A 22,227-nucleotide genomic window follows, 5' to 3' on the forward strand; every position below is an offset into this window, starting at 1 on the left:
TCCTTAAGCTTGTTCTACGTTGCTAGCTTGAGCAGCAGGACGGCTATTTGCCACTTTTGCTTCAAACTCGCCACGGAAATATTTGAGTGCGCCCATTAATGGCTCCATCGCACCTGGTGCGTGAGCACAGAAGGTCTTACCAATCCACAATTTTTTGGTGAGTTCTTGAAGATGTTGAATGTCTTCTTCTTTCCCTTCGCCATTTTCAATTGCTTTGAGTGCTTTTACAGCCCACGGTAAACCATCACGACATGGGGTACAGAAACCACATGATTCGCGCGCAAAGAATTCTTCTAAGTTACGGGTTGCAGAAACCATACATTGGGTTTCATCGACCACCATAAGCAAACACGTGCCTAAACGTGAACCTGCCTTCATGATGCTTTCTGCATCCATAGGCAAGTCAATGTGTTCTGCTGCCAAGAAGTCGGTAGATGCACCACCCGGTAACCATGCTTTTAGCTTCAAGCCATCACGCATGCCACCCGCATAGTCTTCAATTACTTCACGTGCAGTCGTACCAAATGGAAGCTCCCATAGACCTGGGAATTTCACCTTACCAGAAGCACCGTAAATTTTTGTGCCAGGGTCTTTCGATTTACCTGCAGATAAACCGATATACCACTCTGCACCACGCAACATGATTGCAGGTAAGTTGTTATAGGTTTCTACGTTGTTGACAATCGTTGGACGACCCCATGCCCCTGCAACTTGCGGGAATGGTGGTTTAGTACGTGGGTTAGCACGACGACCTTCAAGCGAGTTAATCAATGCGGTTTCTTCACCACAGATATAACGACCTGCGCCCGTGTGCACGTATAGTTCAAAGCCCCAGTTAGTACCTAAAATGTTTTCGCCCAAATAACCTTTGGCACGAATTTGCTCAATCGCTTCATTTAAGTACTGTGCAGCTTCGATGTATTCGCCACGAATAAAGATATAGCCGTGGGTTGCTTCAAGCGTGTACGCAGCAATCAGCATACCTTCAATCAGTTGGTGTGGAAGTTTTTCCATCAACAAACGGTCTTTGAAAGTACCCGGTTCCATCTCATCGGCATTACAAATCAGGTAACGTGGACCTGAATTGTCGTTTGGTGCCATCAGTGACCATTTGATCCCTGCTGGGAAGCCTGCACCACCACGACCTTTCACTGTCGCAGCTTTAATGACTTCAAGCACATCTTTAGGCGGCATAGAAATCGCTTTCTTAAAGCCTGCATAGCCTTCTAGTGCTTCGTAATCATCTGCATTACGCACGTGCTCTTGCTTGCTTAAACGCCAAGTTAATGGATGCGTTTCTGGGTTACCGTCACCATAAATTGGTCTTGGTTCGGTATTCATACATACTTCTCCAATAACTGTTGCACCGATGTCACCTCAACTAAACCGTGAGTATCTTCATCAATCATCAAGGTTGGACCCTTATCGCAATTTCCTAAACAGCAAATTGGCAATAACGTGAAACGACCATCTGCAGTCGTTTGACCAAACTGAATGCCTAATTCACGCTGGAATGCTTCTGCAAGTGTTTCTGCACCCATCAAAAAGCATGCAATCGAGTCACACAATAAAATCACGTGACGACCTACAGGCTGGCGATAAATACGGTTATAGAATGTTGCGACACCTTCTAAATCAGCAACGCTGATGGTGAGAAGCTGTGCAATCGCATTTAACTGCGCATCATCTACCCAGCCATTACGGCGCTGTACACACTTCAAGGCATCTAAAGATGCTGCACGTGGGTACGGATAATGACCAATGTGATGTTCAATTTCATGGATTTCTTCCGCAGTCAAAATCCCTTCAACATTCACACGTGGCTTTTTATCAGTCAAAATCATCATAATGCGTTTACCCCTTAGCGATCCACGTCTGCCATTACGACATCAATGGTCGCTAAATAAATGATTAAGTCAGATACCAGACTGCCGTTAATCACAGAAGGCATTTGCTGTAAATGCGTGAAAGTTGGTGTACGAATACGGGTACGGTAACTCATCGTTGACTTATCTGAAGTCAAGTAGTAATTCGATGCACCTTTCACCACTTCTGCCATTACAGATGCTTCACCAGCAGGCATTACAGGACCCCAAGACACGCTTAAGAAGTGCGTAATCAGGGTTTCAATATCTTGTAATGTCTTGTCTTTTGGTGGTGGAACAGCCAATGGATGGTCTGCTTTATATGGACCAGATGGCATGTTATCTAGACATTGTTTGATGATTTTCAATGACTCTTCGATTTCACGGAAGTGAACCAGTACACGAGCGTAAGCATCGCCTTCGTACTCTACAGGTACTTCGAAGTCATAGTTTTCATAACCACTGTATGGACGGTATTTACGCACGTCAAAGTCGATACCTGTTGCACGTAAACCAGTACCTGTCACACCCCAAGCCAAGGCAGATTTCGCATCATACTGCGCTACGCCTTGCGTACGACCCATGAATACCGAGTTGCGTAATGCCGCAGTGTAGTATTCGTTCATACGTTTTGGCATCCACTCTAAGATTTCACGAATCAGGTGTTGCCAGTTGTTTGGTAAGTCGTGTGCGGTACCACCGATACGGAACCATGCTGGATGCATACGGTAACCCGTAATAGCTTCAATCGCATCGTAGATTTTTTGACGGTCTGCGAACATATAGAATACAGGGGTCATACCGCCCGCATCCTGAATTGCAGTACCAATGAACAATAAGTGGTTATTGATACGGAACAATTCCGACATCATGACACGGATACATTGTGCGCGGTCTGGCACAGTAATGCCTGCCAGTTGTTCCACACCCATGACATACGGCATGTTTTGCGCACAACCACCCAAGTAGTCCACACGGTCTGTATAAGGAATGAATGAATGCCAAGTTTGACGCTCAGCCATCTTTTCCACACCACGGTGGTGATAGCCGATATCTGGCACACAGTCTTTCACTTCTTCACCATCCAACTGCAAAATTACACGGAACGCACCGTGCGCAGATGGGTGGTTAGGACCCAAGTTCAGGAACATGAAGTCTTCGTCTTTATTACCGCGCTTTAAGCCCCAATCTTCAGGCACAAAGCGAAGGTGTTCTTGCTCGAAGTCTTGTTTGGCTTGGTTCTGCATATACGGTGTATATTCCGTTGCACGTGCAGAATACTCTTTGCGTAACGGATGACCTTCCCAATATGTTGGCAACAAGATACGACGAAGCATTGGATGCCCTTCGAAGTTGATACCAAACATATCGTAAGCTTCACGCTCGTACCAGTTGGCATTTGGCCAAATGTTGGTTGCTGTTGGAATATTGAGATCACTCTCATTCAACGCAACTTTAATACGAATGTCCGTGTTACGCTCTAGCGATAACAAGTGATAGAACACAGTAAAGTCAGACGCAGGTAGACCATCGCGGTGAGTACGCAAACGCTCATCTACCGCAGACAAGTCGAACAACATCACGTATGGACGTGACACTGTACGCAAGAACATTAAAACTTCTTGTACACGTGCGCGCTCAACCCAGACTGTTGGAAAATCTTCAAAAGTCGTTTGCACATAGAAGTTCTCACCAAATTTGGTTTTGAGCTCTTCTACAATTGCAAATGCTGGGCGTGAATCAACTGCTGTTGATTCTGGCATAGCAATGTCAGTTTCAGCCATTGGCTTGGCTTCCTATTTAATACAAATTCAGTCAACCTAAACGACAACTACACCCGTCGGGTGCATCAATATTTGTACGTTTAAATTATTTAATTTCATCCATAGAGCGTAAGTTTTTCACCGCAATACGCTGCGCATTCTTACGGTCACGTTCTGGCATCATCTTCGGCTTATATACTGGCTTAAGATCATCACCAATCACCGCAGACAACGGACGACGCTCTAATTGAATTTGGTCTTGTAATAACATCAATGCTTGGATTAATGCTTCAGGACGTGGTGGGCAACCCGGAATGTACACATCCACAGGAATGATTTTATCCACACCTTGCACAACTGAATAAATGTCGTACATACCACCTGAGTTTGCACATGCGCCCATTGAGATTACCCACTTAGGCTCAAGCATTTGCTCGTACAAACGTTGAATTACAGGTGCCATTTTCACAAAACACGTACCTGCAACAATCATCAAGTCTGCCTGACGCGGTGAAGCACGAATAACTTCTGCACCAAAACGTGACAAGTCATGCACACCTGTTAAGGTAGTTGCATACTCTACGTAGCAGCACGATGTACCAAAGTTAAACGGCCAAACTGAGTTCTTACGTCCCCAGTTTACTGCTGTATGTGCCAAGTCCTCTAAACGAGTCATGAACACATTTTTATTCACTTCTTCTTCAAGCGGATCGGTTACGATCTGACGCTCTTGAAGTGGATATTGATCAGCATCGGGATTCGCACGGGTTAAGGTATATTTCATCCCGAGTTACTCCTTGTCAGATGAGGTAGTCGCAGATTTTTTTACACGACCAGAGGATTGAGCTGGAATTTGACCGGTAGGGTCCGTTACCAATTCTTCAATTGAGTTAAAGCGTGTGATTTCTGCAAGATCCATATTTGGCGAACCAATTTTAGGTTTAATCCCTGCTGCTTTACGCTTATCAGATGGAGCCCAGTTCAGCGCACCAGTTGATAATTCATAAATTAAGCCAACGAGTAAAACTAAAATAAATACAGCAGCCGTTGCAAAGCCCACCCAACCTACTTCACGAACAGAAGCTGCCCATGCGTATAGATAAAGTGCTTCTAAGTCGAAAACAACGAAGAAAATTGCAACCAAATAGAACTTTGCAGATAAGCGGATACGTGCTCCACCAGCACCTACAACACCCGACTCAAACTGCTCTTGCTTCGCACGCCCCCATGATTTACCCCCAAGGAGTAAAGGAACGGTCAGCATAAAGACGCATAAAAATGTAACGCCGATCACGAAGGCAATAATTGCCCATTCGTATGGAGTAATGGCACTCATGCGGGGATAACTCCTGGCAGGCCTATTTATTAACAAAGAATGTATGTATTGGCCTTCAAATACACCAAACACAAAATTAATCACGCCAATTGTACCTGATTTATGATTTCACTTGCTAGTTCATAAGTCTTAGTCTTTCGGATGATTTTTTATTCAAATACTTGATATTTTAGAATTCCACTACTCCGTAGGGCTCTTAATCGCTTTAACAAATAGATAAGTCAGTTGTGATTATTTTTTCCAAAACACCAATTGAGCGGTTCGTTGCAAAGTTTTTAAATTTATAGAGAGATCATCGCAACTTCAGGTTTCAGCTTAGTTTAAGCCGTACAAAAGTTTGTGTAGTTTTTGCAACTTAAGCCCTGAGTTTCTTTAATTTTTCACTCAGAGTGTGCTATTCCTAGTAAGCATTAAAAATTTGAATAATAAGGAGTAAACACATGAGCTTAGACTATACCCACAAACCAAATTACTTTATGTTTGCGCAATTATTTATTCGTCATTTGCAAAATTATTTTGAAAAACATCCTGACGCACAAAATGCAATTTTTGACCTGCGTGATATTTACGAATTATTTCGCCAAGACAAAGCATCTGCCACCATTAATTTAGACGGCATTATGAATATTGCAGATGAATACCGCCTTGAAACCTTACAAGGCGATCAAAAATTAATTAGCCGTTATGCGATTGATCCACAAAACAATTCTTTATTGGTAGATTTTAACCGTGAGGCTTTAGACAGCTTAAAACAAGGCAAAGTAATTTTGCCACCTGATGCAACGCTGCAAGAATAAAGCCGTATAGAATCTGCATTAAAGTGTGTCGCTTAAAACAGCTAACACTTTCATAAAGCACAAAAAAGCGAGCATCTGCTCGCTTTTGAGTATTTATTATCACAAGAACCACATCTAAAATAATTTAGCTTTTACGTGACAATAAAAACTCTGAAATCTGCTGTAACTCTAAGACGGTATCAGTTTTAAAATATGCCAATGCAGCAAAGGCTTGATCGTGCAATTCTTGTGCATAAGCCTGTGCTTTTTCCAAGCCCATGAGTGCAGGATAGGTCGACTTTTCAACTTGTTCATCTTTCCCCGCAGTTTTACCTAACACTTCAGTATCCGAAATAATATCTAAAATATCGTCTTGTACCTGAAAGGCTAAACCAATTGCCTGCGCATATTCACGCAATTGTGGAATCGCTTTATCTCGCCCATCAAACACGGTCACAGCTGCCATCATCACCGCTGCAGAAATTAAAGCCCCTGTTTTATTGCGGTGGATATTCTCCAAAGTCGCCTGATCAACCTGTTTACCTTCAGACTGCAAATCTAAAACCTGTCCACAGACCATTTTTGAAGAAGCAGTGGCTAAAATTTGCATCTGTTTGAGGACAATGTCTTGATCTACCGCAGCAGCCTGATCAAACAAACGACTGCCTAAAATTTCAAATGCCATCGACTGTAAAATATCGCCTGCCAACAATGCTGTATCTTCACCATACGCGGCATGGCAAGTTGGTTGCCCACGACGCAATAAGTCATTGTCCATACACGGCAAATCATCATGTGCCAACGAATAACAGTGGATCAGTTCAATTGCAACCGCAGCACGGCGTACCGCAGCAGAGTTCTGATTCGGTCTTAATGCTGCGGTGGCATAACACAAGGCAGGACGAACACGCTTTCCACCCAACATGACGGCATGATGCACGGCAGACTTTAACGGTTCTGGCAATGCAAAAGCCTCTAGAGCGGTAAGCAAGTCTTGCTGAATACGTTGTTGGGCTACGGTTAATGCATGCGCCTGTAAATCGTGAAGTGATGACACATTCGCCTCGTGTTGTTGGTTCATGTCTAATAAGTAGTAAGCTGCCTGTGTTGCAGCATTGTACCTGTAATTCAAAGTTTTTTAAGCCTTAACTGAACTGATATAACATTTCAGCCATAAATAAGCCCCTATCGAGATAGAGGCTATATGTAGTTAATTAGGGTCTGTTGACACTTCGTCTACCCTATCCTTCACTGCGCCTTGCACTGCAAACAAAACTTATTCTAATGTTTCCGCAGGTACACGCACCCAACCTTCCATTAACACACGTGCACTACGACTCATCACGGCTTTTTTGACTTGCCATTGTCCATTTTCCTGTACGGCTTGCGCACCCACACGAAGCGTACCTGATGGATGTCCAAAACGTACAGCTTCACGCGCACCCCCACCTGCAGCCAAGTTGACCAATGTTCCCGGAATAGCTGCGGCTGTACCAATCGCGACTGCGGCTGTGCCCATCATGGCATGGTGTAATTTACCCATCGACAATGCACGTACCAATAAATCGGTATCTTCAGCCTGAATTTGTTTACCACTTGAAGATACATAACTTTTTGGCGCAGAAACAAAGGCAATTTTTGGCGTATGTTGGCGTTTTTCAGCTTCAGCAATTTCCTGAATCAAACCCATTTGTTTAGCACCATAAGCGCGAATGGTTTCAAAACGTGCCAAAGCTTGTGCATCGCCATTGATTGCATCTTGCAGTTCTGTGCCTGTATAACCAATTTCTTTTGCATTTAGGAAAATTGTTGGAATACCCGCATTAATAAAGGTCGCTTGAAATGTTCCTATATCTGGCACATGCAAAGTATCCACCACATTTCCAGTGGGGAACATTGCCCCACCTTCTTCGCCATCATCGGCAGGGTCTAAGAATTCAATTTGTACTTCTGCGGCAGGAAAAGTCACGCCATCCAACTCAAAATCACCTGTTTCCTGCACCTGACCGTTGGTCATCGGTACATGCGCAATAATGGTTTTTTCAATATTTTTTTGCCAAATGCGTACTGTGCACACACCATTTTCTGGAATTTTGCTTGCATCGACCAAACCATTACTAATGGCAAATGCACCGACTGCAGCTGTTAAGTTACCGCAGTTACCACTCCAATCCACAAAAGGCTGATCAATCGAAACCTGTCCAAACAGATAATCGACATCATGATCGGGCTGCGTACTTTTCGCCAAAATTACCGTTTTGCTGGTGCTTGAAGTTGCACCGCCCATTCCATCAATTTGCTTGGCATAAGGGTCTGGACTGCCAATGACGCGTAATAAAATTTGATCTCTAATTTTGCCTGGCTGCTGTGCTGCTACAGGTAAATCATCAAGTTTAAAAAATACGCCTTTACTGGTACCGCCGCGCATATAAGTCGCTGGAATTTTAACTTGTGGTGCAAAACGCATGAATTTTATTCCCTTGTTTTTTGATTGTTATGGCCATATAAAAAGACCCTTTTGCATCATAACGGTTTTTATTCAAAAGGTATCGCGGTCTTGACTTAAGTATAAAAAAACAACATTTGGTAAATTTCACCCTAACCAGTCATCTTGATTTATAAGGCAAAAATAAAATTAATATATTGATTCACTTATCTTTTATACAAATAAAAACCATAAAATATTTTAATATTTATCATAAATTTATTTCATTATTGTCTAGCTACTAGGCTAATGAAATTTGATCTATTACAATCTTGTCACTTTTTCCTTGTCGGGCTGAATACTTTGAACAACGAGTCTTCACAACTTCAGCGTGGCTTAAAGAACCGCCATATTCAATTGATTGCCATGGGTGGCGCAATTGGTACAGGCTTATTCTTAGGTTCCGCGCAGGTCATCCAATCTGCTGGCCCTTCTATTATTTTGGGTTACGCCATTGGTGGTCTTATTGCATTTTTAATTATGCGCCAATTGGGGGAAATGATTGTTCATGAGCCCGTTGCAGGATCATTCAGTCACTTTGCCTATAAATATGCAGGTAAATTCCCTGGCTTTTTAGCAGGTTGGAACTACTGGATTTTGTATATTTTGGTGGCAATGGCAGAACTCACCGCAGTTGCCAAATATATTAACTACTGGTGGCCGCATATTCCTGCTTGGACTTCGGCATTGTTCTTTTTCATTGTGATTACCATTATTAACTTGGGCAATGTAAAGTTCTATGGTGAGTCAGAATTCTGGCTAGCAATCATTAAAGTCGCTGCTGTGGTTTCGATGATTGTGTTTGGTTTATATCTCTTACTTTCTGCAGATGCCAATTCAACCGCATCATTCAGCAACCTTTGGGCGCATGGGGGGTTCTTCCCGAATGGCTTTGAAGGTTTGTTCTTCATGCTGGCATTCCTCATGTTTGCCTTTGGCGGCATTGAGTTGATTGGTATGGCTGCCGCAGAAGCGCAAGATCCTGAAAAAACCATTCCTAAAGCCATTAACCAAGTGGTGTTCCGTATTCTAATTTTCTATATCGGTTCACTCACCATTCTATTGTCTTTAGTGCCTTGGAATCAGTTAGATTTAGGTGGTTTAGATAAAAGTCCATTCGTAATGATTTTTAGTCAAATGGGCATTGAATGGGCAGCGCACTTACTGAATTTCGTGATTTTGACTGCGGCACTTTCTGTGTATAACAGTGGGATGTATGCCAACAGCCGTATGCTGTTTGGTTTGGCCAAACAAGGTAACGCACCAAAAATTTTCCTAAAAGTGAATAAACAAGGTGTGCCAATTCCAGCAGTATTATTCTCTGCGGTATTAATTTTCGGCTGTGTATTGTTGAACTACTTTGTACCCGAAGAAGCTTTAAGCCACCTCATGTATATTGTTGTGGGTGCATTGGTTTTAAACTGGGCAATGATCAGTTTAACCCACTTAAAATTCAGCAGTACTTTGAAAAAATTGGCTGTTCCAACCAAGTTCCCTGCACTTTGGTCGCCATTCAGTAACTATCTGGTGTTGGCCTTCATTGCTGTGGTGCTATACATTATGTGGACTCAAGGCTTCAAAGAATCAGTCATTATGATTCCAGTCTGGATTGTTTTAATGTTCATTCTGTTTAAGGTGCTTAATTCCAAAAAACCTTAATTTGGATTGCATTTATATCGCCCCATTTAAAAAGTTACTGCTTCGGCAGTAACTTTTTTTTATAGCTCGATTTTGTCTTTTCGCTTGTAAGTTCAACTCTCGGTAGAGTGTGGTTATAAAACCTTCAAATTTTTAATCCTGCTGTAGGATTCTCTTTCAGAATATAAACCAATAAAACACTGCTGTTTTTATTGATATTTCAACCAATTTATACTCTCCCCAAGGTCATTTACATTCTAAATGATAAAAAGACTCTACTTGAGAAGAATTCTTAGTTATTATTTGAGCACAAAATTTGTCGTGTGAAATATCCATGAATGCGTTTGCTGCACAACCTGCCAATGTATTGACCATCCAACAGCTGAGTAAAAAGTTTGGTTCACGTTTTGCCGTGCAAAATGCGACATGGTCTGCCATGAGTGGGCAGATTGTCTGTTTGTTGGGGCACTCAGGATGCGGTAAAACCACCATGCTGCGCTTAATTGCAGGTTTGGAAAATCCAAGCAGTGGTTCTATTCAACTCGAACAGCATATTTTATGGGATGCACAACAACAGATACCTGCAGAATCACGCAACATTGGTTTAGTTTTTCAAGATTACGCCCTTTTTCCACATTTAAGTGTGCTGGAAAATGTCATGTTTGGCTTAAAAAAATTCCCTAAATCGCAACGTACTGAAATTGCCAAACAAGCCTTAGAACACGTGTCGATGCTGCATCATCAAGACAGCTACCCCTACACGCTTTCAGGCGGTGAACAACAACGAGTAGCTTTGGCACGTGCATTAGCCCCTAAACCGCAAGTTTTACTTATGGATGAACCTTTTTCCAATTTGGATCATCGCCTGCGTGATCAAATTCGTCAAAGCACCATTCAAATTTTAAAACAAACGGCAACTACTACGGTCATTGTCACGCATGATCCTGAAGAAGCGCTGCAAATTGCTGATCAAATTATCTTAATGCATCAAGGGCAAATCATTCAAATTGGCTCGCCTAAGCAACTCTACCTACAACCTAAAACGTTATTTGCAGCGCGCTATTTTTCTGCGTTGAATGAAATTCCTGCACAAGTCAATAATCAAACAATCTCCACCATTTTTGGTCAAGTTGATCGTGGTCAGCAGGATTTAGCACAAGACTTATCTACGCAAAAACAAGTGCAATGCTGCTTCCGCCCTCATCAAGTTCGTGTCAGCAAAACCCCTAGTGAAGGTGCATTACCAGCAAGCGTGCTGTCTTCAAGCTTTATGGGACACGCGCAGCAACTACGTCTAAAACTACAAAATCATGCGCTCACACTTTTGGCTCAAGTTAATCATCTTCAAGATTTCCAGCATACCGAACAAGTCTATGTTTCTGTAGATTTAAACAGCTGTTTTTTCTTGGCATCTGATGAGCAATCATCAACCACACCAGATTCTGCTTTAGCTGCTATTCACATTTAAATTTTCGATTAGGAATACCGTATGAAACCAATGTCTAAATTATCGCTGGTTGTTACAGGTCTACTTGCGTTTGGTGCAAGTGTGGCGCAAGCAACTGAAGTTAACCTATACACCACACGTGAACCTGTTTTAATTCAAACGTTATTGACTGAATTCACGCAAAAAACAGGTGTAAAAGTAAATACTGTTTTTATTAAAGATGGTTTATTGGAACGTGTAAAAGCAGAAGGTCGTCGCTCACCTGCCGATGTCATGCTAACCGTAGATTTTGGTAATTTAGTGGACTTGGTAGAAGGTGGCTTAACCCAGCGAGTTAGCTCTAAAACATTAAATAGTGCGATTCCTGCTAACTTACGTGCAGCCAATGGACATTGGTATGCTTTGTCGATGCGTGCACGTGCAGTCTACGCCTCTAAAGACCGTACACCGCTTAATGCGATTACTTATGAAGATTTAGCCAATCCAAAATGGAAAAATAAAATCTGTATTCGTTCAGGCAACCATCCATATAACACTGCTTTAATTGCAGCGTATATTGCCCATCATGGTGAAAAACAAGCCGAAACTTGGTTGCGTGGCGTGAAAGCCAATTTAGCACGCCCAGCAAGTGGTGGTGACCGTGACGTTGCCCGCGATATTTTAGGTAAAATTTGTGATATTGGCGTGGCCAACACCTATTACGTTGGCACCATGCGTACAGGTGATGCTGAACAACAGCGTTGGGGCAATGCCATTAATGTCGTGCTGCCACGTTTTAAAAATGGTGGTACGCATGTGAATGTATCGGGTGCAGTGATCTCTAAGCATGCACCAAACCGTAAAGAAGCTGTACAACTGCTTGAGTTTTTAGCTTCAGATCACGCGCAAGCCATCTACGCCCAAAATGGGTTTGAATATCCAGTAAAACCTGGGGTAAAAATTGACCCGATTATCGCTAGTTTTGGCAAACTGAATATTGATTCAATTCGTTTAAGCGATATTGCACGTCACCGTAAAGCCGCCAACTTATTGGTCGATAAAGTCCAGTTTAACCGCTAAAATTTTCTGCTTTTGTCTTACAGTGCATCGCTTTGCACTGTAAGATGCTTAGCTGATCCCTCCCCCTTATTTAGTACCTCTATTGCAATGCTTAAAAATAAATTTAATTTTTTATTTTCGCTCAGTGGGTTATTGACGCTACTCGCCTGTTTACCTGTGCTCGCTTTAATTTGGACAGCATTACAAGGTGATAGCGAAATTTGGGGGCATCTGCTGCGTTATGTAATTCCACACACGTTGGCAGAAACAGGGATTTTATTGTTGGGTGTGGGGATTCTCACCATCCTGATTGGTACAGGCAGCGCATGGATTGTAACGGCGTATCAATTCCGAGGTCGTGCATTTTTAGATTGGGCCTTACTGCTGCCTTTAGCCGTACCAACTTATATTATTGCGTATAGTTATATCGACATTTTACATCCTATTGGTCCTGTGCAAAGTATCCTGCGGGATGGGTTTAATTTAGAATTACAACAGTTTTGGTTTCCCAATATTCGTACCGTTTGGGGCGGCATCTTCTTATTGAGCTTTGTGCTGTATCCCTATGTGTATTTAAGCACTCGTGCGATGTTTCTGATGCAATCGGCCAGTTTAATTGAAGTGGCACGTACCTTAGGATTAAAACCCGATCAAGTGTTTTTACGGGTTGCGATTCCACTGGCACGTCCTGCCATTGCTGTGGGTACCAGTCTGGTTTTAATGGAAACCATTAATGATATTGGCGCAACAGAATTTTTAGGTATTAAAACCTTAACTTTGTCGATTTATTCAACCTGGACCAATCAATCCGACTTGGCAGGCGCAGCGCAAATTGCCATTTTCATGTTGATGATTATTACCTTATTGGTGTTAGTAGAGCGTTTAGGTCGGCGTAAACAGCGTTATATGAACTCAGCTCAACGCAGCCGTTTAATGCCTGCACAATCGGTCAAAGGGCTTAAAGCACTTGTGTTACTAGGCTTGGGCTTAATTCCTGTTTGTATTGGCTTTTTAATTCCCACCAGTCATTTATTGGTCGAATCCTATAAACGCATTCAATATGCGGGCTTTTCAGATTTCCTATTACAAGCCTCAATCAACACACTAATCCTTGCCAGTCTTGCAACTGTGGTAACTATTTTGATTGGTTTCTTTATTGTAAGTGCGGCACGTTTTAGTAAACACACTTGGTTTAGCCGTATTGCCAGTTTAGGTTATGCCATTCCAGGAACCGTTTTAGCCATTGGTCTCATGCTAGCTTTGGGCAAAATTGATCATGCCATTGCAGATTTTTTAGAATTTAAATTAGGGATACACACAGGTTTATTATTTCTCGGTACTAGTTTTACCCTCATTTATGCTTACGCTGTGCGTTTTTTAGCTATTTCGGTGGGCGGCATTGAGTCTGGCTACAACCGTATTCATGGTGTTTTTGATGATGCTGCACGCAATTTAGGGCAAAACAACTTTGCACTGTTGTGGCGTGTACACCTGCCATTATTACGCCCTGCTATTATTTCTGCAGCTTTATTAATTTTTGTAGATTGCATGAAAGAGCTGCCTGCCACTTTGTTGCTCCGTCCCTTAAATATGGAAACACTCGCTACCCAGCTATATGCAGAAGCCTCTAGGGGCACTTATGAAGATGGTGCCGTAGCAGCTTTACTAATTGTATTGGTTGGGCTGATTCCTGTCATTCTTTTGGCAAAGCTTGGAAAAACCACACGTTAATGCACCCCATTTTGTTGCAAGATATGCCTTGCAACAAAATGAGTTTTGATAAAAAAGTATTTTTTTTAACCAATTAAAAACATTTAAACAAGAGATTGATTTTTAAATTTTATTATTTAATTTCAATCACTAACAAGCCAAAAACCCACACCAATTAGAACAAATGCTCTATTCAGCGTGTTTTTTATACTGATTAGTTTTTTCTAGAGCATTTACTCTTATTTTAATTGTGATATTTTTGTCACATGGAGTAACAAATGGTCTCGGTTTGCACAAGTCGAAATCATCCTAAATGAAAGCTTAAAGCATCAACAAAAACTGTCATAAAAGACTTTATAGCCCAAGGGAAATGTATAATGAAATTAAAAGCACTTAGCACAGCAATGATTTTAGCAACTGTACCAATGACAGGTGCTTTTGCTGCAGCAATGGACCGTTCAGGCCAATCTATTGCAGCCTTCCTGCAACCCGGTAATTACTTTGAAGCAGGTATCTCTGTATTAGATGCGGATGTTTCTGGAACCACTTCTGCTGCATTAGGAAGCCAAGCTACGGGTGATATGGCTAGTTCATATTATTTCCCAACAGCTGCTTTAAAAATCCAAGCAACCGATCAAATTTCTGTTGGTCTATTATATGACCAACCATTTGGAGCTAAAGCTGAATATTCCGCACCAAACCCAGTAGCAAGCGCCTTTTCATTTGGTGGAGAAGGCACTTCAGCTGAAGTTCATAGCGATAATCTAACATTATTGTTTGGTTTCCAACCAAATGCTAATTGGAATTTTTATGCTGGGCCAGTATGGCAACAGGTTAAAGGCGATGTGCATTTAAGAGGTTTAGCTTATAGTAGTGTTGCCCAAGGTTATGATGCTGATATGGCTTCAGATGACGCTTTCGGTTGGGCAGCTGGTTTTGCTTATCAAATTCCAGAAATCGCATTAAAAGCCTCATTAACATATCGATCAGAAATCGATCATGATTTAAAAACTAAAGAAAGTGCCGCTAATCCAATGGTAAATGCTGGATTAGGGATGGCTACAAGTGACAATACTACTGTAACCACTCCTCAGTCAGTAAATCTTGATTTACAGTCAGGAATTATGGCTGATACAGTTGCATTCTTGAATGTTCGCTGGGTAAATTGGGATGGATTCTCTATCACCCCTCCTGGATATGGATTCCTTCTATCTACTCAACCAACTAGACTTGCTGACACTTTAGTTGAATATAATAAAGATCAGTGGAATGCTACTGCTGGTATAGGTCGTAAACTAAATGATAAATGGGCTGGTAATGTCTCAGTGGGTTGGGATTCAGGTGCAGGTAATCCAGTTTCAACTTTAGGACCTATTGATGGTTATTGGAACGTAGGTCTAGGTGTTCAATACTCACCCGCACCGAACTACTTTATTGCGGGTGGTGTAAAATACTTTTGGTTAGGCGACTCTAAAGCTTTAACTCCAATAATCAATGATGTTGGTAACTTTGAGGATAACGACGCTATTGGTTATGGTTTAAAAATCGGTTACCGCTTCTAATCTATTGTTTTTCAAAAGAGCCATCCGTCGGGGTGGCTTTTTTTGCACTTAAAACTCCTCGTTTTTATACAAGTGTTAACCAAATGTTCAAATTTAGAACAATCAAACTTATACTTACCCGAACATCCATCCAAAAAATTATTCAATAAAATTCAATTATTTAAAATTAATTAATAGTACATTTACTCTAATCAAGTACAATTTATAACTTATTCAGTTCATTTATTCTACGAAGTTGAGCATTTACTCTTTTTTTAAATATGTTACTTTTCCTGCACTTTTTGTTACATAAAGCATCAGGGAACGACCATGAAGCTCAATAAAATCTATTCGGCTATTTTACTTAGCACTCTCCCACTTACACCTGCGCTTGCTGCTGGTTTAGACCGTTCTGGTCAATCTATTGCTGCATTTTTACAATCAGGCAATTATGCAGAAGCAGGTATTTCAATTTTAGATCCAACAGTTAAAGGAAAAGATCTTATAAAAAATAACGTCAGCGATATGGCTGAAGACTATTACTTCCCTTCCGCTGCAATTAAAGTACAAGCGACTGAACAAATTTCTTTAGGTCTTTTATATGACCAGCCATTTGGTGCAGATGCGATGTATAGCCTAGAACAGAGCATGTTTACTAATGGAATTGAAGGCACAAAAGTTGAAGTTGAAACACACAATCTTACCGCTTTAATTGGTTACCAACCTACAGAAAACTGGAATTTCTACGCTGGACCAGTTTGGCAGACAGTAGAAGCAGATATTAATTTACGTGGTCAAGCGTATGGTAATACTGGTTACAACATTGAGGTTAAAAAGGAAGAAGCTTGGGGTTGGCTTGCTGGTTTTGCTTATCAAATTCCAGAAATTGCATTAAAGACTGCTGTTACCTATCGTTCTGAAATTAAGCACAATGCTAACTCAGTAGAAACATCGGATATAAAAATTCCTGCGGGTTACCTCCCCCACTTACCAAATGGAATTGAAGAAACACGCTTAGAAAAACTAAATGCAACAACACCACAATCTGTAAATATAGATTTTCAAACAGGTATTGCAGCGAATACTTTAGTTTTTGCCAATATTCGCTGGGTACATTGGGATCAATTTGCTGTTAAACCCTCACTATTAGGGGATTTATCCATTATCCAAAAACCTACAGCACAGCGCCAAAACCTCATCGACTATTCAGATGATCAATGGTCTGCAACCGTAGGCGTGGGTCGCAAGTTTAATAGTCATTGGTCTGGTTCTGCTTCTGTAGGTTATGACTCTGGTGCGGGTAACCCTGTCACCACTTTAGGTCCAACAGAAGGTTATTGGAGTGTTGGCTTAGGTGGTCAATATAGCCCAGCAGAAAACTATTTTATTCAAGCTGGCGTAAAATATTTTTGGTTGGGTGATGCCACTGCACGTACGGGTACAACAGACGTTGGTGAATTTGAAGACAACTATGCTTTGGGTTATGGTCTAAAAATCGGCTACCGCTTCTAAATCAATGCACTGTTAATATCGCATAAAAACAAAGGGCATCAAATGATGCCCTTTATTGTATTCAGCTTCAGATTAAGCAGGAATATCTCGTACCGAAGCACCACGAATCGCCTCTTTCAATGCTTCATAACCATGAATGGCCGGGAATTGCGGGAATTCTGCAATTACATTGTCTGGTGCATCAAACAAGAAACCTTTGTCTGCTTCACCAAGCATGGTCGTATCGTTATACGAATCACCCGCAGCAATCACACGGAAATTTAAACCGTGTAAAGCTTTTACCGCCTGACGTTTTTGATCTGGTTGACGTAATTTATACGCAGTGATCATGCCATTTTCATCAGTTTCCAATTTATGGCAGAAAATAGTTGGCCAACCTAATTGTTTCATTAACGGATGAGCAAACTCATAGAAAGTATCTGAAAGAATAATCAACTGAAAGTGAGTGCTAACCCATTCAACAAACTCTTTTGCACCTGGGAATGGTCCCATATCTGCAATTACGGCTTGAATATCATTTAAACCTAAACCATGCTGTTTCAAGATATTTAAACGCTGAGTCATCAACACATCGTAGTCAGGAATATCACGTGTGGTTGCTTCAAGTTCTTTAATTCCAGTTTTTTTAGCAAAGTTAATCCAAATTTCTGGAACTAACACACCTTCAAGATCAAGACATACGATTTCCATGGGTTCTCCCAAAATACCTGTAAAAGTTTTTCCCTATCATAGCCGAAGATTTGCTATTTGCCTTGTTCTTTTTTAAATCTATTTCATTCATAAGCATTTATTTTTTAGTGATAAGACCTTTTTAGGAATTCCATTAAAATAATCCGCTCAAGAACAAAGATTAGCCCTCAAGCCGACTGCAGGAAGACTTATGCACACCATTCCCACCATAGATATTGTTGATGCACTCGCGACTGAATATGCCGATAAATCACCGAGCGACATTTTAAAACTTGCCTTAAGTCAGCAAGGCGAAGTCGCGATTTCATTTTCAGGTGCAGAGGATGTGGTGCTGATTGATATGGCATCCAATTTAGGTTTGCCATTTCGTGTATTTAGTTTAGATACAGGACGTTTGCATCCTGAAACCTATCAATTTTTAGAAACTGTACGCAAATATTATAATATTGAGATCGAAATTTGCTTTCCTGAAACCGAAGCAGTGCAACAGTTGGTACAAGAAAAAGGCTTATTTAGCTTTTTTGAAGATGGTCATCAGGAATGTTGTGGGATTCGTAAAGTTCAGCCTTTACGTAAAAAACTGGCAACACTAGACGGCTGGATTACAGGACAACGTAAAGACCAAAGTCCGGGTACACGCCAAGATATTCCTGTCGTACAAGCAGATGCAGGATTTTCAGGCCCTAACAAGCAATTAATCAAATACAATCCACTGGCAAACTGGTCAAGCAGTGACGTATGGAATTACATTCGCATGATGGAAATTCCATACAATCGTTTGCATGTAGAAGGTTTTATTTCAATTGGCTGTGAACCTTGCACCCGCCCTGTGTTGCCAAATCAACATGAACGCGAAGGTCGTTGGTGGTGGGAAGAAGCAACGCACAAAGAATGCGGTCTACATGCTGGAAATTTAAAATAAAAATCTGTTACTACAATAAAAATCACAGTTTTACTGTGATTTTTATTGACTTGCGATGGCGCAAAAATCACTATATTTGTTTGATAAAAAAGATATACTGAATTAAATCTTATATAACTCTAAAAACCTTGTTCAGCAAAGAACAAGCGTAGAAATTGCAGTGAGGCAATCCACAATATGCGTCCATTACACCCTATTGATTTTATTTTCCTATCACTCGAAAAACGTCAACAGCCCATGCATGTGGGCGGATTATTCTTATTCCAAATTCCAGAACATGCACCAGCCACTTTTATTCAAGACTTGGTTGCCGATATTCGCAATTCAAAGTCGATGCCTATTGCACCATTTAACAATAAGCTCAATGGTCTGTTTTGGGATGAAGATGAAGAGTTCGATCTCGATCATCACTTCCGTCATATTGCCTTGCCAAAACCAGGCCGTATTCGTGAATTATTAACTTATATTTCACAAGAACACAGTTCACTGATTGATCGTGCCAAACCTTTATGGACTTGCCATATTATTGAAGGCATTGAAGATAATCGTTTTGCAATGTTCTTTAAAATTCATCATGCCATGGTAGATGGCATTGCAGGCATGCGTTTGGTGGAAAAATCCCTTTCGCACGACGAAAATGCAAAAAGAATTGTACCGCCTTGGTGTGTGGAAGGTCCGCGTGCTAAACGCCTGAAAGAACCGAAAGTCAGCCGTTTAAAGAAAATTTTTGGTGGGGTTAAAGGTCATGTTGAAGCAACCCCTCGCGCAGTTTATGAAGTATCACAAACTGTTACTAAAGATATGGGACGTAACCCCGATTATGTTTCTAGCTTCCAAGCACCAAGTACCATCTTAAACCAACGTGTGAGCGCCTCACGTCGTTTTGCCGCGCAATCTTTTGAGTTTGCACGTTTGCATCGCATTGCTAAAGCTTTGGGCGTAACCATTAATGATGTGGTACTGGCAATTTGCTCAGGCGCATTGCGTGAGTACTTACTCAGCCAATATGCTTTACCGAAAAAACCTTTAATTGCGATGGTGCCTGCCTCTATTCGTGATGACGATTCTGAAGTATCTAACCGCATCACCATGATTTTAGCCAACTTAGGTACGCACAAAGAAGATCCGCTTGAGCGTTTAAAAATTGTGCGCCGCAGTGTACAAAATGCCAAGCAGCGTTTTAAGCGCATGAATGCCAATCAAATTATGAACTATAGTGCTTTTGTTTACGGCGCTGCTGGTTTAAATATTTTGTCAGGCATTATGCCAAAGCGTCAGGCCTTTAACTTGGTTATTTCCAATGTACCTGGCCCACGTGAACCTTTGTATTGGAATGGTGCAAAGCTAGATGCACTATACCCTGCTTCAATCGTGTTAGATGGACAAGCTTTAAACATTACCATGACCAGCTATTTAGACAAATTAGAAGTTGGTTTAACTGCTTGTCGTCATGCCTTACCGAAAATGCAAAACTTATTGCAACACTTAGAAGATGAAATTCAGCGCTTTGAACAGATTATTGATGCGCCTGAAGGGGTCAATAAAATCGTGGATTGATCTTTGAATAAGGCTTGCTAAAACTCACTCAACCTTCACCTTCAACCTGAAGGGCTTTCCCAATATTCGGAATGGATTTGAGTGGGTTTTTACCCTGTATTTCATATAACATCAATATGTTATACGACGCATAAAATGAGTTAAGGATAGATTTTACAATCAATTAAGGGGCAATTGCTGCCCCTTATTTTTGAATAGTACGACACTGTTTTAATAATTGCTGACAAACCGCGCTAACCATTGCGGTGGTAATTTGAGTTTCTTTACCTTGCTCATCCACAATATAACCGTTATGTGTCACTTTACGATCTAATACTTTTAAACTCTTTTGAATCACAACTTTACTCATACCCATGACATACCTCATTTGCTAAACCGAGGGAGATGTTCGGCTTTGGCTACGCTGTATCCTTAGTATTGAGAATTCGCTCAAAAAAGTAAAATTTCAGATGTAACAACTGTTTAGCGATATCCTGTTACAATTTCAACTCAGAATGATATCGTATTGCTCTTGCGTATATAAATTTTCCACCTGAAATTTAATTACACGGCTAATAAAGTGCTCTAAATCTGCCACTGCTGGCGCTTCTGCAGTTAACAAACGGTCAATCACTGATGGATGCGCAACGACAGTAAAGCCACGTTGTGATTCAAATGCACGTGCATATCTCAAAATTTCTCGAAAAATTTCGTAACACACTGTCTCTGCTGTTTTAACATATCCCCGCCCCTGACAAGTTGGGCAGGCTTCACAAAGTAAATGCTCTAAAGATTCACGGGTACGTTTACGGGTCATCTCGACCAAGCCCAGTTCAGACACTTGGGTAATTTTGGTCTTGGCATGATCTCGTTCAAGCATACGCTCAAACTGACTCAAGACTTCATCACGATGCTGTACTTCTTGCATATCAATGAAGTCGATAATGATGATGCCACCCAAATTACGCAAACGTAACTGGCGGGCAATGACCTGTGTCGCTTCCATATTGGTTTTAAAAACAGTGTCTTCTAAAGTCCGACCACCGACATAAGAACCCGTATTCACATCAATGGTGGTCATGGCTTCGGTCTGATCAATCATCAGATAACCACCCGACTTTAATGCCACACGGGTTTGCAACGCTTTTTGAATATCTTCTTCGACATTGTATAAATCGAACAGTGGGCGCTCGCCTGGGTAATGAATCAGGCGATTGTGCATATTGGGCACAAACTCATCCACAAATTCTTTTAATTTGGCGTGAATTTCACGAGAATCGACATAAATTTTGGCGGTGTTATCATTCGCCAAATCACGAATTACGCGTTGCGGTAACGGCAACTCTTCAAAAATCAAAGAAGGCACAGCAATGCTTTTTTGTTTACGCTGAATGTATTCCCACAATTTTGCTAAGTAACACATATCTTGCACTAAAGCCGTTTCATCGACGCCTTCGGCAGCTGTGCGTACAATCACTGAACCTGGCAATTTATGCTCGGCCTGAATGGTTTCGATGATGCCGCGTAGGCGCTCACGTTCTTCACTCGATTCAATACGTTGTGATACGCCAATATGACTGCCATAGGGCATTAAAACCAAATAACGTGAAGGAATAGAAAGATCAGTGCTTAATCGTGCGCCTTTAGTACCGAGCATATCTTTCATCACTTGCACGGTTAGAATTTGCCCAGGCTGCAATAATTCAAAGACATTCGGTGTAGGTTGGCTGCGCGGCCAAATCATGTCATTGATATGCAAAAAAGCAGTACGCGATAAACCAATATCGACAAAAGCGGCTTGCATGCCTGGCAGCACGCGCACCACTTTGCCTTTATAAATATTGCCCACCAAACCACGCTTGGCTGTACGCTCAACGAATAGTTCATTGACCGTGCCGTTTTGAATTAACGCCACCCGACACTCCATCGGTGTGACGTTAATCAACAACTCGTCAGACATAATAAAAC

At 41.4% G+C, this 22,227-nt stretch carries 19 protein-coding genes; 9 read left to right on the plus strand and 10 right to left on the minus strand.

Annotated features, from left to right (window positions below):
* Positions 1 to 3: 3 nt before the first annotated feature.
* The 5 genes from nuoF to ndhC all read right to left on the minus strand — a co-directional run bounded on the left by nuoF (position 4) and on the right by ndhC (position 4,964).
* Complete coding sequence (gene nuoF, locus FTT91_RS02215; RefSeq protein ID WP_004975453.1) at positions 4 to 1,341, minus strand: NADH-quinone oxidoreductase subunit NuoF; 1,338 nt, start codon at positions 1,339 to 1,341, stop codon at positions 4 to 6.
* Complete coding sequence (gene nuoE, locus FTT91_RS02220; RefSeq protein ID WP_004975451.1) at positions 1,338 to 1,847, minus strand: NADH-quinone oxidoreductase subunit NuoE; 510 nt, start codon at positions 1,845 to 1,847, stop codon at positions 1,338 to 1,340. Before nuoE ends, nuoF begins: the two co-directional genes overlap by 4 nt.
* 14 nt (positions 1,848 to 1,861) lie before the next feature.
* Complete coding sequence (gene nuoC, locus FTT91_RS02225) at positions 1,862 to 3,649, minus strand: NADH-quinone oxidoreductase subunit C/D (protein ID WP_004975450.1); 1,788 nt, start codon at positions 3,647 to 3,649, stop codon at positions 1,862 to 1,864.
* Positions 3,650 to 3,734: 85 nt separating this feature from the next.
* The gene (locus FTT91_RS02230) at positions 3,735 to 4,412 is read right to left on the minus strand and encodes an NADH-quinone oxidoreductase subunit B family protein (protein ID WP_004975447.1); all 678 of its coding nucleotides are present in this window, start codon (positions 4,410 to 4,412) and stop codon (positions 3,735 to 3,737) included.
* A gap of 6 nt (positions 4,413 to 4,418) precedes the next feature.
* Positions 4,419 to 4,964 (minus strand): NADH-quinone oxidoreductase subunit A, encoded by a 546-nt coding sequence (gene ndhC, locus FTT91_RS02235; protein ID WP_004975445.1) that lies wholly within the window; start codon positions 4,962 to 4,964, stop codon positions 4,419 to 4,421.
* A gap of 440 nt (positions 4,965 to 5,404) precedes the next feature.
* On the opposite strand from ndhC, the gene FTT91_RS02240 reads away from it, so the two are divergent.
* Positions 5,405 to 5,761 carry a hypothetical protein gene (locus tag FTT91_RS02240; protein WP_004975444.1) on the plus strand — a complete coding sequence of 119 codons (357 nt, stop codon included), beginning with the start codon at positions 5,405 to 5,407 and terminating at the stop codon, positions 5,759 to 5,761.
* Between the two features lie 124 nt (positions 5,762 to 5,885).
* On the opposite strand, the gene FTT91_RS02245 is transcribed toward FTT91_RS02240, so the two are convergent.
* Positions 5,886 to 6,821, minus strand: coding sequence for a polyprenyl synthetase family protein (locus tag FTT91_RS02245; protein ID WP_180168910.1), 936 nt, complete (start codon positions 6,819 to 6,821; stop codon positions 5,886 to 5,888).
* A 195-nt stretch (positions 6,822 to 7,016) separates the two neighbouring features.
* The gene (gene prpF, locus FTT91_RS02250) at positions 7,017 to 8,207 is read right to left on the minus strand and encodes a 2-methylaconitate cis-trans isomerase PrpF (protein ID WP_180168884.1); all 1,191 of its coding nucleotides are present in this window, start codon (positions 8,205 to 8,207) and stop codon (positions 7,017 to 7,019) included.
* A gap of 321 nt (positions 8,208 to 8,528) precedes the next feature.
* Here prpF and FTT91_RS02255 point away from each other — a divergent pair, with 321 nt between their 5' ends.
* The 6 genes from FTT91_RS02255 (at position 8,529) to FTT91_RS02280 (ending at position 17,111) form a co-directional block, all read left to right on the plus strand.
* The gene (locus FTT91_RS02255) at positions 8,529 to 9,884 is read left to right on the plus strand and encodes an amino acid permease (protein WP_178318284.1); all 1,356 of its coding nucleotides are present in this window, start codon (positions 8,529 to 8,531) and stop codon (positions 9,882 to 9,884) included.
* A 313-nt stretch (positions 9,885 to 10,197) separates the two neighbouring features.
* Complete coding sequence (locus tag FTT91_RS02260; protein ID WP_180168885.1) at positions 10,198 to 11,331, plus strand: ABC transporter ATP-binding protein; 1,134 nt, start codon at positions 10,198 to 10,200, stop codon at positions 11,329 to 11,331.
* 21 nt (positions 11,332 to 11,352) lie between these two features.
* Complete coding sequence (locus FTT91_RS02265; RefSeq protein WP_180168886.1) at positions 11,353 to 12,369, plus strand: extracellular solute-binding protein; 1,017 nt, start codon at positions 11,353 to 11,355, stop codon at positions 12,367 to 12,369.
* An 87-nt stretch (positions 12,370 to 12,456) separates the two neighbouring features.
* Positions 12,457 to 14,079, plus strand: a complete 1,623-nt coding sequence (locus FTT91_RS02270) for an iron ABC transporter permease (protein WP_180168887.1) — start codon at positions 12,457 to 12,459, stop codon at positions 14,077 to 14,079.
* A gap of 356 nt (positions 14,080 to 14,435) precedes the next feature.
* Entirely contained in the window at positions 14,436 to 15,620 is a 1,185-nt protein-coding gene (locus FTT91_RS02275; RefSeq protein WP_180168888.1) for an OmpP1/FadL family transporter, read from the plus strand.
* A 309-nt stretch (positions 15,621 to 15,929) separates the two neighbouring features.
* The gene (locus tag FTT91_RS02280) at positions 15,930 to 17,111 is read left to right on the plus strand and encodes an OmpP1/FadL family transporter (RefSeq protein ID WP_180168889.1); all 1,182 of its coding nucleotides are present in this window, start codon (positions 15,930 to 15,932) and stop codon (positions 17,109 to 17,111) included.
* 72 nt (positions 17,112 to 17,183) lie between these two features.
* Here FTT91_RS02280 and thrH read toward each other — a convergent pair whose 3' ends face one another.
* Positions 17,184 to 17,801 (minus strand): bifunctional phosphoserine phosphatase/homoserine phosphotransferase ThrH, encoded by a 618-nt coding sequence (gene thrH, locus FTT91_RS02285; RefSeq protein WP_104852373.1) that lies wholly within the window; start codon positions 17,799 to 17,801, stop codon positions 17,184 to 17,186.
* Between the two features lie 190 nt (positions 17,802 to 17,991).
* Between thrH and FTT91_RS02290 the strand changes: the two genes are divergently transcribed.
* Both FTT91_RS02290 and FTT91_RS02295 read left to right on the plus strand, forming a co-directional pair.
* The gene (locus FTT91_RS02290) at positions 17,992 to 18,723 is read left to right on the plus strand and encodes a phosphoadenylyl-sulfate reductase (protein ID WP_180168890.1); all 732 of its coding nucleotides are present in this window, start codon (positions 17,992 to 17,994) and stop codon (positions 18,721 to 18,723) included.
* Between the two features lie 177 nt (positions 18,724 to 18,900).
* Positions 18,901 to 20,280 (plus strand): wax ester/triacylglycerol synthase family O-acyltransferase, encoded by a 1,380-nt coding sequence (locus FTT91_RS02295; protein WP_179996035.1) that lies wholly within the window; start codon positions 18,901 to 18,903, stop codon positions 20,278 to 20,280.
* Between the two features lie 184 nt (positions 20,281 to 20,464).
* On the opposite strand, the gene FTT91_RS02300 is transcribed toward FTT91_RS02295, so the two are convergent.
* Positions 20,465 to 20,635: a PA1571 family protein gene (locus FTT91_RS02300; RefSeq protein ID WP_004975418.1), complete on the minus strand. Its 171-nt coding sequence runs from the start codon at positions 20,633 to 20,635 to the stop codon at positions 20,465 to 20,467.
* A gap of 129 nt (positions 20,636 to 20,764) precedes the next feature.
* The gene (gene rng, locus FTT91_RS02305) at positions 20,765 to 22,219 is read right to left on the minus strand and encodes a ribonuclease G (protein ID WP_180168891.1); all 1,455 of its coding nucleotides are present in this window, start codon (positions 22,217 to 22,219) and stop codon (positions 20,765 to 20,767) included.
* Positions 22,220 to 22,227: the final 8 nt, after the last annotated feature.

Origin of the sequence: Acinetobacter sp. YH12021 (assembly GCF_013420145.1) — a bacterium.
Classification (GTDB): domain Bacteria; phylum Pseudomonadota; class Gammaproteobacteria; order Pseudomonadales; family Moraxellaceae; genus Acinetobacter; species Acinetobacter towneri.